This window comes from Pseudomonas sp. NFX183, assembly GCF_047943075.1.
Lineage (GTDB): Bacteria > Pseudomonadota > Gammaproteobacteria > Pseudomonadales > Pseudomonadaceae > Aquipseudomonas.
The window spans coordinates 3,592,101-3,604,719 of sequence record NZ_CP181333.1; the positions used below are offsets into that span (position 1 = coordinate 3,592,101).

Consider the following 12,619-nt stretch of genomic DNA (forward strand, 5'->3'; position numbering starts at 1 on the left):
TGTACGTCCCTTTGTTACCTGCGCCTTGAAAATCCCTGTTTAAACTCCGTGCAGCGCAAGCTCTAGACTTGCATGCATAACAACAAGAAAAGGTACTCAGATGAACGCGATTAATCGCCTCGCCGTAGCTATTTCCATTGCCTCGTTGTTTCCCCTCAGTGCATTTGCCGCCGACTCGAAAGGGACGGTTGAAGTTGTGCATTGGTGGACCTCGGGCGGTGAAAAAGCGGCTGTAGATGTCCTGAAGGCCCAAGTTGAGAAAGACGGCTTCACCTGGAAAGACGGTGCTGTCGCAGGCGGCGGTGGTGCCACGGCCATGACCGTGCTGAAAAGCCGCGCAGTTGCCGGCAACCCGCCTGGCGTTGCCCAGATCAAAGGCCCCGACATCCAGGAATGGGCGTCCACTGGCTTGCTCGACACCGACGTGCTCAAAGACGTCGCCAAAGAAGAAAAGTGGGACTCCCTGCTCGACAAGAAAGTCTCCGATACCGTGAAGTACGAAGGTAACTACGTTGCCGTACCGGTCAACATCCACCGCGTCAACTGGCTGTGGATCAACCCGGAAGTCTTCAAGAAAGCCGGTATCACCAAGAACCCGACCACCCTCGAAGAATTCTACGCAGCCGGCGACAAGCTCAAAGCCGCGGGCTTCATTCCGCTCGCCCACGGTGGCCAGCCTTGGCAGGACAGCACCGTATTCGAAGCGGTCGTACTGTCGGTGATGGGTGCCGACGGCTACAAGAAAGCCCTGGTTGACCTGGACAACGGCGCGCTGACCGGTCCTGAAATGGTCAAGGCTCTGACTGAGCTGAAGAAAGTCGCGACCTACATGGACGTCGACGGCAAAGGCCAGGACTGGAACCTGGAAGCAGGCAAAGTCATCAACGGCAAGGCCGGCATGCAGATCATGGGTGACTGGGCCAAGTCCGAGTGGACCGCCGCCAAGAAAGTCGCCGGTAAGGATTACGAGTGCGTAGCCTTCCCGGGCACCGACAAAGCCTTCACCTACAACATCGACTCCCTGGCGGTGTTCAAGCAGAAAGACAAAGGCACTGCTGCCGGTCAGCAGGACATCGCCAAAGTCGTGCTGGGTGAAAACTTCCAGAAAGTCTTCAGCATCAACAAGGGCTCGATCCCTGTGCGCACCGACATGCTCAACGAAATGGACAAGCTCGGTTTCGACTCCTGCGCCCAGACCGCTGCCAAAGACTTCCTGGCTGACGCCAAGACGGGCGGCCTGCAGCCAAGCATGGCGCACAACATGGCCACCACCCTGGCCGTGCAAGGTGCGTTCTTTGATGTCGTGACCAACTACATCAACGACCCGAAAGCCGACCCGGCCGACACCGCCAAGAAACTCGGCGCTGCGATCAAGTCTGCGAAGTAACGGTTAGCACGGCTGATCCTTGTGAGGGGAAACCCCCTGACCCCTCACAAGGTTTGTTCCTGTAGTCCTTTTTCCCTGTACTGGATTTTCCCATGAGTTCTGTTGCTGTGTTCAGCAAGGCCTCGCCGTTCGATGCACTGCAGCGCTGGCTCCCTAAACTGGTGCTGGCGCCCAGCATGTTCATCGTGCTGGTGGGCTTTTATGGCTACATCCTGTGGACGTTCGTGCTGTCGTTCACCACATCCACCTTCCTGCCAAGTTACAAATGGGCCGGCCTTGCGCAATACGCGCGGTTGTTCGACAACGACCGCTGGTGGGTAGCGAGCAAGAACCTGGCTGTTTTTGGCGGGATGTTTATCGGTATCACCCTGGTGATTGGCGTGACCCTGGCGATTTTCCTCGACCAGAAAATCCGCCGCGAAGGTTTTATCCGCACCATTTACCTGTACCCGATGGCGCTCTCGATGATCGTCACCGGTACCGCCTGGAAATGGCTGCTCAACCCGGGCATGGGCCTGGACAAACTTCTGCGTGACTGGGGCTGGGAAGGCTTCCGTCTCGACTGGCTGATCGACCCCGACCGCGTCGTGTACTGCCTGGTGATTGCCGCCGTGTGGCAAGCCTCGGGCTTCATCATGGCGATGTTCCTCGCCGGCCTGCGTGGCGTTGATCAGTCGATCATCCGTGCCGCGCAGATCGACGGTGCGAGCCTGCCGCGCATCTACTGGAGCGTGGTGCTGCCCAGCCTGCGTCCGGTGTTCTTCAGTGCGGTAATGATCCTGGCGCACATCGCCATCAAGAGCTTCGACCTGGTGGCGGCAATGACCGCCGGCGGCCCGGGCTACTCCTCCGACCTGCCTGCGATGTTCATGTACTCGTTCACCTTCAGTCGTGGCCAGATGGGCATGGGCTCGGCCAGTGCAATCCTGATGCTCGGTGCGATCCTCGCGATCATCGTGCCTTACCTGTACTCCGAGCTGAGGACCAAGCGTAATGACTAGTCTCGCTTCCAAACCGACCATCAGCCTGAGTCGCGTCGCGATCTACGCGGTGCTGATCCTCGCGGTGCTGCTGTACCTGGTGCCGCTGGTGGTGATGCTGCTGACCAGCTTCAAAACCCCGGAAGACATCAGCACCGGCAACCTGCTGAGCTGGCCGACCGTGGTCACCGGCATCGGCTGGGTCAAGGCCTGGGCCACTGTAGATGGCTACTTCTGGAACTCGATCAAGATCACCGTTCCGGCCGTATTGATCTCCACCGCCATCGGCGCGCTGAACGGCTATGTGCTGTCGTTCTGGCGCTTCAAAGGCTCGCAGTTGTTCTTCGGCCTGCTGTTGTTCGGCTGCTTCCTGCCGTTCCAGACCGTGCTGCTGCCAGCCTCATTCACCCTCGGCAAGATGGGCCTGGCCAGTACCACCACGGGCTTGGTGTTTGTGCACGTGGTCTACGGGTTGGCGTTTACTACACTGTTCTTTCGTAACTACTACGTGAGCATTCCGGATGCGCTGATCAAGGCGGCACGACTGGACGGTGCGGGTTTTTTCACCATCTTCCGTCAGATCATTCTGCCGATGTCGACGCCGATCATCATGGTCTGCCTGATCTGGCAGTTCACCCAGATCTGGAACGACTTCCTGTTCGGTGTGGTGTTCTCCAGCGGCGACTCGCAGCCCATCACGGTGGCGCTGAACAACCTGGTCAACACCAGCACCGGGGCCAAGGAATATAACGTGGATATGGCGGCGGCGATGATCGCCGGGCTGCCGACCCTGCTGGTCTATGTGATCGCAGGCAAGTATTTCGTGCGCGGCCTCACGGCCGGCGCGGTCAAGGGGTAATCATGGCTACGCTTGAACTTCGCAATGTAAACAAGACCTATGGCGCCGGCCTGCCCGACACCTTGAAGAACATCGAACTGTCGATCAAGGAAGGCGAGTTCCTGATCCTGGTCGGCCCTTCGGGTTGCGGCAAATCAACGCTGATGAACTGCATCGCCGGGCTTGAAACCATCACCGGCGGCGCGATCATGATCGGTGATAAAGACGTCAGCGGCATGAGCCCCAAGGATCGCGACATCGCCATGGTGTTCCAGTCCTACGCGCTGTACCCGACCATGAGCGTGCGCGAGAACATCGAGTTCGGCCTGAAGATTCGCAAAATGAGCCAGGCCGATATCGACACCGAAGTGGCGCGCGTGGCCAAGCTGCTGCAGATCGAACACTTGCTCAACCGTAAACCGGGACAACTGTCCGGTGGCCAGCAACAGCGTGTGGCCATGGGCCGTGCCCTGGCACGTCGGCCAAAGATCTATCTGTTCGACGAACCGCTGTCCAACCTCGATGCCAAGCTGCGCGTCGAGATGCGCACCGAAATGAAGCTGATGCACCAGCGTCTGAAAACCACCACCGTCTACGTCACCCACGATCAGATCGAAGCGATGACCCTGGGCGACAAAGTGGCGGTGATGAAGGACGGCATCATCCAGCAGTTCGGCACGCCAAAAGAGATCTACAACAACCCGGCCAACCAATTTGTGGCGAGCTTCATTGGTTCGCCGCCGATGAACTTCGTGCCGCTGCGCCTGCAACGCAAGGACGGACGTCTGGTGGCGCTGCTCGACAGCGGCCAGGCGCGCTGCGAGCTGGCGCTTAACGTGTCGGACGCCGGCCTCGAAGACCGCGACGTGATCCTGGGCCTGCGCCCGGAGCAGATCATGCTGGCGGCAGGCGAGGGCGACAGCGCATCGAGCATTCGTGCCGAAGTTCAGGTCACCGAGCCGACTGGTCCGGACACCCTGGTGTTCGTGCAACTGAACGACACCAAGGTCTGCTGCCGCCTGGCGCCCGACGTGGCGCCACAGGTGGGCGAGACCCTGACCCTGCAATTCGATCCAGCCAAGGTGCTGCTGTTTGACGCCAACACCGGCGAGCGCCTGGGCACTGCCGCTTCATTGCCAGCACAGGACCGTGCGGATAATGTGGCCCAATTCAAGGGACGCTGAGTGTTGCGCCTGAATGGATAACTTGTTGTTTTGGTTAAAAAAAGTAACCCGCGTTAGATAAAAACAGTTTAATAACAATAAAGACGAGGATGTAGGGATGAAAAAGCAACACAACAACACCCGGCTGATCTGCCAACTGTCAGCGGCAGCAGCCCTGGTATTGTCCGCCAATGCGATGGCGGACGATGCTTTCAGTGCCGATTCCAAGTGGATGACCGGCGATTGGGGCGGCGAGCGTACCAAGCTGATCGAGCAAGGTATCGATATCAAGGCTGATTACGTTGGGGAAGTCGGTGGCAACCTGAGCGGTGGCTACAACAACGACAAAACTGCCCGTTACGCTGACCAGTTCGGTCTGGGCGTAGCACTGGATCTGCAAAAGCTGTGGGGCTGGGATAACACCCAGGCCAAGATCCAACTGACCAACCGGAACGGCGCAAACATCTCCAATGACCGCATTGGTGACCCGCGTGCCGGCACCTTGAGTTCGTCTCAAGAAGTTGATGGCCGAGGCCACATGGTGCGTCTGACCCAGTTCTGGATTCAGCACCAGATGTTCGACAACAAGTTGGACGTGAAGCTCGGTTACTTCGGTGAAGGCGAAGACTTCAACACCTTCCCGTGCGACTTCCAGAACCTGTCGTTCTGCGGCTCGCAAGTGGGTAACTACGTCAACACCTGGTACAACTGGCCAGTCAGCCAGGCAGCGATCCGCGTGAAGTACAACATCACGCCTGAGCTGTATGCGCAAATCGGTGCGTACAACCAGAACCCATCGCAGCTGGAGCACGGCAACGGCTTCAAACTCAGCGGCAGCGGCACCAAGGGCACCGTATTGCCGGTGGAATTGGTCTGGTCGCCGAAGGTCAATGGCCTGCCGGGCGAATACCGTGTGGGTTACTACAAGAGCACCGCTGACGCTACCGACGTACGTGAAGACGTCAACGGTAACGATGCGGGCACCACCGGTGCGGCCTTCCGCGTGCGCAGCAGCAAAAGCGGCTACTGGGGCGTTCTGCAACAGCAACTCACCACGCACAATGGCGATGCTTCGCGCGGCCTGAACATTGCGGCCAACGTGACCTTCCACGACAAAGACACCAACCTGGTCGACAACTACCAGTCGCTGATGCTTGTGTATAAAGGGCCATTCGACGCACGTACCAAAGATGACGTCGGTATCGGTGTTTCCCGCATCCATGCCAACAGTGACGTGAAGAAAAACGCTGAGCTGCTCAACGCGGCCGGTGGCTTCACCGACTACGACCAGTCCGGTTACGCACCGCTGCGTAACACCGAGTACAACGTCGAACTCAACTACGGCATCCACGTCACCAACTGGCTGACCGTGCGTCCTAACCTGCAATACATCGCCAACCCAGGTGGTGTGAAACAAGTCGACAACGCGGTAGTAGCGGGCCTGAAAATTCAGTCTACGTTCTAACGCTGTTGCGATAAGCTCCTTCTCTCTGTGCGCATTTTGCGGATAGCCATGGCTATCCGCTTTTTTTTGGATTGCACTGTGAAGAACTTCAGGACCGTGGCACATGCATGAGCATCCGCTGCAACGCTTTTTCAAATCCCTGCGCGAGCGTCCGGTGTTCGCCTGGGAACGCTTTCAGATGCGCGACGTGTTGGTCATCGACCATCCGTTGTGCCAGGCAGTGTTCAGCCGTCAGGGCGCGCAATTGCTGCACTTTCAACCGCGTGGCCAGAAACCCTGGCTGTGGTGCGCGGCCAAGTGGCCGCAAGTCGGCGCCATCCGAGGCGGCGTGCCGGTGTGCTGGCCGTGGTATGGGCGTCATCCGAGCGAAAACGCGTGGCCTTCCCATGGGTGGGCGCGGCTGATCGACTGGAAGCTGCTCGACAGCAGCACCGACGACGACGGTGTGCGCCTGCACTGGCAATTGCAGCTGTGCGACTGGCAGGTCGACCTGCACGCACACCTGGGTGAAACCCTGGAGCTGCGCCTGTGCACCGAGCATCAGGACGAGTTGCCGTGCCAATTGAGCCATGCTTTGCACGCCTATTGGCGTATTGGTCACGTGGATGAGATAGCGCTGTCTGGGCTTGATGGCGCGCAAGGTTACGACCAGCTCAATCGCCAGGCTTGCCAGCAGGAAGGCGAGCTGCGCGTGGATGGCGGGTGCCAACGGGTGTTCCAGCACGAGGGCGAATTGCACCTCAAGGACCACGCCTGGCAACGCGAATTGTGCATCGACACCGGCGACAGCGCCGACACCGTGGTGTGGCACCCGGGCAGCCGGCCGTTGTTGGGCGTGAGCTTTAACGAGGCGTCAGGGTTTGTGTGCGTGGAGTCGGCGATGGCCGGGGCGAGCTTGGCGCCGGGGGAGAGGGCGCATTTGAGTTTGCAGGCCAGAGCAGGGGCTTAGTGGTGCGGCTGATGGCCTCATCGGGGGCAAGCCCCCTCCCACATTTGAAGGTATTCACAAATCAAACTGTGGGAGGGGGCTTGCCCCCGATGAGGCCAGTGAAGCCAGCACACAGGCTGGCTTAGTTGAACTCATCCCCCACCGGATACCGGCTGTCATTCAGGCTCTCTTTGATCTTGCGCAAATGCGGCTGGAAATCCACCCCACGGCGCAAGGTCATGCCGGTCGCCAGCACATCCAGCACGGTGAGCTGGATGATCCGCGAGGTCATCGGCATGTAGATGTCCGTGTCTTCGGGCAGCGGAATGTTCAGGCTTACCGTACTGGCCTTGGCCAGTGGCGAGTTCTCGGCGGTCACGCCCAGCACTGATGCACCGTTTTCCCGGGCGATGCGCGCCACTTCCACCAACTCACGGGTACGCCCGGTGTAGGAAATAATCACGAACAGCTCGCCCGTATGCGCCACAGACGCGATCATGCGCTGCATCAGCACGTCGGCATGGGCAGTCACGGCCAGGTTGAAGCGGAAAAACTTGTGCAGCGCATCCATGGCCACCGGGGCTGAAGCGCCAAGGCCGAAGAAGTGGATCTGCCGCGCCTGGATCAACAGGTCCACGGCCTTGCTGATCAGGGCAGGGTCCAGGGCCTGGCAGGCGCTGTCCAGAGATGCGATGGCGCTGCCAAAGATCTTCTGCGTGTAGGCCTCAGGGTTATCATCGGCTTCGACGGCGCGGCTGACATACGCTGCGCCACTGGCCAAACTTTGCGCCAGCTGCAATTTAAGTTCAGGGTAACCGCTGACGCCGAACGAACGGCAGAAACGGTTGACCGTCGGTTCACTGACCGAGGCGGCTTGGGCGAGGGCGGCGATAGAGAAGCGGGTCGCCTGCTGCGGGTTGAGCAGGATAACCTCGGCGACTTTTTTCTCGGCCTTGTTCAATTCTTCGAGGCGGTTCCGGATCTGTTCCAGAAGATTTCGCACGCGGTCCATTCAGTCTTTCCTTCGGGCGACGATGCAAATTAAGGGCGGTAACCAATCGACGAGTGGTTATTTGCGGTGGCCTATCCTACTGAGGGTAGCTGAACACCACCACTCGGAATGCGTATTTCGGGAAAATGTTGTGGTTATTACTACATTTTTCCTTGAGTGATGCCTTGAAAAAAGGTATTTGTAGCTTAACTTGATAAAAGAACAAACATCATGCCTTCGATAACCGTAGAACCCTGCACCTTTGCCCTGTTTGGCGCGTTGGGTGATCTGGCGCTGCGCAAGTTATTTCCTGCTCTCTATCAACTCGATGGCGCGGGCCTCCTGCACGACGACACGCGCATCCTGGCCCTGGCCCGTGAGGCCGGCTCCGAACAGCAACACATGGCCCACATCGAGAAAGAACTGCGTAAGTACGTCGGCAAGGAACTTGATGAAGCCGTGGCGACACGCTTCCTCGCGCGCCTGGCCTATGTGCATGTCGATTTCATGAAAGCCGACGATTACGTCGGCCTGGCCGAGAAGGTCGGTAGCGACCAACGCCTGATCGCCTATTTCGCCACCCCGGCGGCTGTTTACGGGGCGATCTGCGAAAACCTGGCCAAAGTCGGCCTGGCGGAAAACACCCGCGTCGTGCTGGAAAAACCCATCGGTTCGGACCTGGAGTCCTCGCGCAAGGTCAACGACGCCGTGGCGCAGTTTTTCCCGGAAAACCGCACCTACCGTATCGACCACTACCTGGGCAAAGAGACGGTCCAGAACCTGATCGCGTTGCGTTTTGCCAACAGCCTGTTCGAAACCCAGTGGAACCAGCACTACATTTCCCACGTGGAAATCACCGTGGCCGAGCAGGTCGGTATCGAAGGCCGCTGGGGTTACTTCGACAAGGCCGGCCAGCTGCGCGACATGATCCAGAACCACCTGCTGCAACTGCTTTGCCTGATCGCCATGGACCCGCCGGCCGACCTGTCCGCCGACAGCATCCGTGACGAGAAGGTCAAGGTGCTCAAGGCGCTGGCGCCGATCAGCCCGGAAGGCCTGACCACCCAAGTGGTGCGCGGCCAGTACATCGCCGGCTACAGTGCCGGCAAGCCGGTGCCGGGTTACCTGGAAGAAGAGAATTCCAACACCCAGAGCGACACCGAAACGTTTGTCGCCCTGCGTGCCGATATCCGTAACTGGCGTTGGGCCGGGGTGCCGTTCTACCTGCGTACCGGCAAGCGCATGCCGCAAAAGCTGTCGCAGATCGTCATCCACTTCAAGGAACCGTCCCACTACATCTTCGCCCCCGAGCAGCGCCTGCAGATCAGCAACAAACTGATCATCCGCCTGCAGCCGGACGAAGGTATTTCCTTGCGTGTGATGACCAAGGAGCAGGGCCTGGACAAGGGCATGCAGCTGCGCAGTGGCCCGCTGCAACTGAATTTTTCCGACACCTATCGCAGCACCCGTATTCCGGATGCCTACGAGCGGTTGTTGCTGGAAGTAATGCGCGGCAATCAAAACCTGTTTGTTCGCAAAGATGAAATCGAAGCCGCGTGGAAGTGGTGTGACCAGTTGATCGCCGGGTGGAAAAAATCCGGTGATGCGCCCAAGCCGTACGCGGCGGGTTCCTGGGGGCCGATGAGCTCAATTGCACTGATCACGCGGGATGGGAGGTCATGGTATGGCGATATCTGAATTGAAACTGCCTCAGGGCGTAACTGCTCATGAGTACCGTACGCCCGTTTTGCTGGCCGATGGCTTGGCCAATGACGTGGCCGAGCAACTGCGCGCGGCCATCAGTGCCCGTGGCGAGGCGACCCTGGTGGTGTCCGGCGGCCGCAGCCCTGTGGCGTTTTTCCAGAACCTGGCCAAACAGGGGCTGGACTGGTCCAAGGTCACCATCACGCTGGCCGACGAACGTTGGGTGCCGGTGGAGCACGCCGACAGCAATGCCGGCCTGCTGAAGAAATACTTGCTGCAAGGTCCAGCGGCCAAGGCCAAGTTCCTCAGCCTGTATCACGTTGCGGCCACGCTTGAAGATGCCGCCGAACTGGCCGATCGCCAGTTGGCAGAGTTGCCCGCCATCGACGTGCTGGTACTCGGCATGGGCGATGACGGCCACACCGCGTCGCTGTTTCCCAACAGCCCGAACCTGGCTGAAGCACTCAAGGCCGACGGTACCCGCCGTTGCTGGCCGATGCTTGCGCCGACCGTGCCGCACCAGCGCCTGACCATGAGTCGCGCGTTGCTGGCCACGGCCCACTACACCGTGCTGTCGATTTCCGGCAGCGCAAAATTGACCACCTTGAGCGCCGCGCTGGCCAGTGATGACGTTGCTGCCATGCCGATACGCGCGTTTTTGCAACCTACTTTAGAGATTTACTGGTGCCCATGAGCCAAGGATCAGCCGCTATGAAAAGCCCTCAACCGACCGTGTCCATGGCGGATAAAGTTGCCTTGATCGACAGCCTCTGCGCCAAGGCGCGGATCCTGCCGGTGATCACCATCGCCCGCGAACAGGACATTCTGCCGCTGGCCGATGCCCTGGCAGCGGGCGGTTTGACCGCATTGGAAGTGACCTTGCGTTCCGAGTTCGGCCTCAAGGCGATTCAAGTGCTGCGCGAGCAACGCCCTGAATTGTGCACCGGTGCCGGCACCGTGCTCGACCGTCACATGCTCGAAGCCGCCGAAGTGGCCGGCTCGCAGTTTATCGTCACGCCAGGCATTACCCGTGACCTGCTGGAAGCCTCGGTGCACAGCCCGATCCCGTTGCTGCCAGGCATCAGCAATGCCTCCGGCATCATGGAAGGCTATGGCCTGGGTTATCGCCGCTTCAAGCTGTTCCCGGCAGAAGTGAGCGGCGGCGTTGCTGCGATCAAGGCGCTGGGTGGTCCGTTCGGCGAAGTGAAATTCTGCCCAACCGGCGGCGTTGGCCCGGCCAATATCAAAAACTACATGGCGTTGAAAAACGTGATGTGCGTGGGCGGTAGCTGGATGCTTGATCCGGAGTGGATCAAGAACGGCGACTGGGCCCGCATCCAGGAAGTCACCGCACAGGCGCTGGCACTGCTGGATTGAGCTGATTTACCGAATCGTTGTTGCTGTGCTTAACGGCATTTTTGCGGCGCACTTGGTCGGTGTGCCGCTTTTTTTTGCCTGTAGAAAACCTCAAAACTAACGCTGAGCAATGTGGGAGCGGGCTTGCTCGCGAATGCGCTGGTTCAGTTGGCCTATTCGTCGACTGACCCAGCCTATTCGCGAGCAAGCCCGCTCCCACATTTCAGTCCGCGCTTAGCTCGGTTATTGCTTTGACCAAGGCATCGATGTCCGCCGCCGAAGTCACCAACCCCGGCGTCACCCGAATGCAGCTGCCAAAGGCCGCGCCGACACGGGTGGTGGTAAACAGGTCGTAGTCCTTGAGCAACCGATCCGCCATCACCTGCTGATCACGTCCGGTGAACTTGAACCCCGTGATCCCGCAATACAGCCGTGGGTCATCCGGCGTCAGTACATCGATGCCCGGCAACTGACGCACCTGGTTCACCCACAGATCCCGCAGGTAATTGACCCGTGCGCCCTTGGCCGCCGAGCCACCCAGTGCACGGTGCTCTTGCAGCACCAGCGGCAAGGTCATCAGCGCCGGGAAATTCGGTGTGCTGTAGGGCGTACGCGCGCGAACATCGGTGGCCGGGTAATGACACTCGCCCATGTCCGGGTCGATATCGGCCAGGCGCTCCGGGGCGATGTACAGAAAGCCCAGGGTCAGCGGCGCGCCGATCCATTTGTGCAAATTGAAGCCAGCGAACTGGATGCCCAGTTGGGCGAGGTTGAATTCGATCTGGCCCAGGGCGTGGGCGCCATCGAGGATCACATCCACGCCGTGCTCACGTGCGGCTTTGGCAATCGCCTCGACGGGCATTACCAGGCCGGTGCGGTGGGTCACGTGGGTCAGGGCCATCAACTTGAGGCGCGGGTACTGCACAAACGCAGTGCGATAAGTCTGCACCAAGCTGTCGAAACTGGCCGGGTGAGCGTGGGATAACTCGATCACCTCCACACCGCGATAGCCCGCCAGCCAGCACATCGCGCCTTTGACCGTGTCGTACTCCAGGTCGCTGATCAGCACTTGGTCGCCCGGTTGCAGGTTGTTGTAGTTGCGGATCAGTGACTGCAAAGCTTCTGTGGCATTGCGGGTGAACGCAATCGACTCCGGGTCGGCGTCGATCAGTCCGGCCAGTTGACGGCGCACCTCGTCGTTTTCACCCTGCTCAAAGCGCTGGCGCACATACAGTGAGTTGCTGCGGTTGATAAACGCGACGTGCTCCAGGTACTGCGCCCGTACCGCGTGGCTCATACGCCCGAAGTAGCCGTTTTCCAGATTGATCGGGCCAGGTTCCAGCTCATAGCGCTGGGCAATGGCCTGCCAGTGACGTTCGTTATCTGCATTCCTTGGCATGGCGAGGCTCTCAGTGGCGGGGGGCAGGTTTGCCGTGCTTTACGCGCAGCGGTTCCAATAGTTCGGACAGGCCGTTGTGGTCGATTTCCTGCATCAACGCCAGCAAGCCGCCCAGCTCGCCGTGAGGGAAACCCTCACGGGCAAACCAGTTCAGGTAGGGGCCGGGCAAGTCGGCGATGATCCGTCCCTTGTATTTGCCGAAGGGCATTTCGCGGGTGATCAGCAATTCAAGTTTTTCGGGGTTCATGGGCTTCAAGCGTTCAAGTCGAGACCTTGGAAAATACAGGCATTCTGCATGAAGGCCAAATGACAGATCATGCAAATAACTCGCATACAGATGGTTCAATAATTTTTATCTTGTTGAAAAATAAGGAAAAAGTTGTTTTTTAAAACTTGGCACGGGCGCTG

Annotated in this window: 12 protein-coding genes; 9 read left to right on the forward strand and 3 right to left on the reverse strand. The window is 59.2% G+C overall.

Going from position 1 to position 12,619, the window contains the following annotated elements; translation table 11 throughout:
* Nucleotides 1-100 precede the first annotated feature (100 nt).
* The 6 genes from ACM530_RS16705 to ACM530_RS16730 all read left to right on the forward strand — a co-directional run bounded on the left by ACM530_RS16705 (nucleotide 101) and on the right by ACM530_RS16730 (nucleotide 6,782).
* A complete protein-coding gene (locus ACM530_RS16705; protein ID WP_106578439.1) occupies nucleotides 101-1,387 on the forward strand; it encodes an ABC transporter substrate-binding protein in 1,287 nt (428 codons plus the stop codon).
* A gap of 92 nt (nucleotides 1,388-1,479) precedes the next feature.
* On the forward strand, nucleotides 1,480-2,388 hold the full coding sequence (locus ACM530_RS16710; RefSeq protein WP_053257700.1) for a carbohydrate ABC transporter permease: 909 nt from the start codon (nucleotides 1,480-1,482) through the stop codon (nucleotides 2,386-2,388).
* Entirely contained in the window at nucleotides 2,381-3,226 is an 846-nt protein-coding gene (locus ACM530_RS16715) for a carbohydrate ABC transporter permease (protein WP_106578440.1), read from the forward strand. Before ACM530_RS16710 ends, ACM530_RS16715 begins: the two co-directional genes overlap by 8 nt.
* Nucleotides 3,227-3,228: 2 nt before the next feature.
* Entirely contained in the window at nucleotides 3,229-4,389 is a 1,161-nt protein-coding gene (locus ACM530_RS16720; protein ID WP_145159523.1) for an ABC transporter ATP-binding protein, read from the forward strand.
* Nucleotides 4,390-4,486: 97 nt separating this feature from the next.
* Nucleotides 4,487-5,833, forward strand: a complete 1,347-nt coding sequence (locus ACM530_RS16725; protein WP_145159521.1) for a carbohydrate porin — start codon at nucleotides 4,487-4,489, stop codon at nucleotides 5,831-5,833.
* A gap of 103 nt (nucleotides 5,834-5,936) precedes the next feature.
* Nucleotides 5,937-6,782: a D-hexose-6-phosphate mutarotase gene (locus ACM530_RS16730; protein ID WP_124418336.1), complete on the forward strand. Its 846-nt coding sequence runs from the start codon at nucleotides 5,937-5,939 to the stop codon at nucleotides 6,780-6,782.
* A gap of 121 nt (nucleotides 6,783-6,903) precedes the next feature.
* Here ACM530_RS16730 and ACM530_RS16735 read toward each other — a convergent pair whose 3' ends face one another.
* Nucleotides 6,904-7,764 (reverse strand): MurR/RpiR family transcriptional regulator, encoded by an 861-nt coding sequence (locus tag ACM530_RS16735; RefSeq protein ID WP_170039859.1) that lies wholly within the window; start codon nucleotides 7,762-7,764, stop codon nucleotides 6,904-6,906.
* Nucleotides 7,765-7,983: 219 nt separating this feature from the next.
* Between ACM530_RS16735 and zwf the strand changes: the two genes are divergently transcribed.
* From zwf to ACM530_RS16750, 3 genes are read left to right on the forward strand one after another with little or no spacing between them, the layout of a single operon-like run.
* Nucleotides 7,984-9,450 carry a glucose-6-phosphate dehydrogenase gene (gene zwf, locus ACM530_RS16740; protein WP_106578444.1) on the forward strand — a complete coding sequence of 489 codons (1,467 nt, stop codon included), beginning with the start codon at nucleotides 7,984-7,986 and terminating at the stop codon, nucleotides 9,448-9,450.
* Complete coding sequence (gene pgl, locus ACM530_RS16745; RefSeq protein ID WP_145159519.1) at nucleotides 9,437-10,150, forward strand: 6-phosphogluconolactonase; 714 nt, start codon at nucleotides 9,437-9,439, stop codon at nucleotides 10,148-10,150. The genes zwf and pgl overlap by 14 nt, the downstream gene beginning before the upstream one ends.
* A gap of 17 nt (nucleotides 10,151-10,167) precedes the next feature.
* A complete protein-coding gene (locus ACM530_RS16750) occupies nucleotides 10,168-10,833 on the forward strand; it encodes a bifunctional 4-hydroxy-2-oxoglutarate aldolase/2-dehydro-3-deoxy-phosphogluconate aldolase (RefSeq protein ID WP_106578446.1) in 666 nt (221 codons plus the stop codon).
* Between the two features lie 202 nt (nucleotides 10,834-11,035).
* Here the strand turns inward: ACM530_RS16750 and ACM530_RS16755 are convergent, their stop codons facing one another.
* Nucleotides 11,036-12,211: an aminotransferase class V-fold PLP-dependent enzyme gene (locus tag ACM530_RS16755; RefSeq protein WP_416362699.1), complete on the reverse strand. Its 1,176-nt coding sequence runs from the start codon at nucleotides 12,209-12,211 to the stop codon at nucleotides 11,036-11,038.
* A gap of 10 nt (nucleotides 12,212-12,221) precedes the next feature.
* Complete coding sequence (locus ACM530_RS16760) at nucleotides 12,222-12,458, reverse strand: DUF3820 family protein (RefSeq protein WP_017139191.1); 237 nt, start codon at nucleotides 12,456-12,458, stop codon at nucleotides 12,222-12,224.
* Nucleotides 12,459-12,619 lie beyond the last annotated feature (161 nt).

Excerpts from the sequence above, each read along its gene's own strand:
- ACM530_RS16705 (WP_106578439.1), top strand. The coding sequence starts at position 101 with ATGAACGCGATTAATCGCCTCGCCGTAGCTATTTCCATTGCCTCGTTG.
- ACM530_RS16710 (WP_053257700.1), top strand. The coding sequence starts at position 1,480 with ATGAGTTCTGTTGCTGTGTTCAGCAAGGCCTCGCCGTTCGATGCACTG.
- ACM530_RS16715 (WP_106578440.1), top strand. The coding sequence starts at position 2,381 with ATGACTAGTCTCGCTTCCAAACCGACCATCAGCCTGAGTCGCGTCGCG.
- ACM530_RS16720 (WP_145159523.1), top strand. The coding sequence starts at position 3,229 with ATGGCTACGCTTGAACTTCGCAATGTAAACAAGACCTATGGCGCCGGC.
- ACM530_RS16725 (WP_145159521.1), top strand. The coding sequence starts at position 4,487 with ATGAAAAAGCAACACAACAACACCCGGCTGATCTGCCAACTGTCAGCG.
- ACM530_RS16730 (WP_124418336.1), top strand. The coding sequence starts at position 5,937 with ATGCATGAGCATCCGCTGCAACGCTTTTTCAAATCCCTGCGCGAGCGT.
- zwf (WP_106578444.1), top strand. The coding sequence starts at position 7,984 with ATGCCTTCGATAACCGTAGAACCCTGCACCTTTGCCCTGTTTGGCGCG.
- pgl (WP_145159519.1), top strand. The coding sequence starts at position 9,437 with ATGGCGATATCTGAATTGAAACTGCCTCAGGGCGTAACTGCTCATGAG.
- ACM530_RS16750 (WP_106578446.1), top strand. The coding sequence starts at position 10,168 with ATGAAAAGCCCTCAACCGACCGTGTCCATGGCGGATAAAGTTGCCTTG.
- ACM530_RS16755 (WP_416362699.1), bottom strand. The coding sequence starts at position 12,211 with ATGCCAAGGAATGCAGATAACGAACGTCACTGGCAGGCCATTGCCCAG.
- ACM530_RS16760 (WP_017139191.1), bottom strand. The coding sequence starts at position 12,458 with ATGAACCCCGAAAAACTTGAATTGCTGATCACCCGCGAAATGCCCTTC.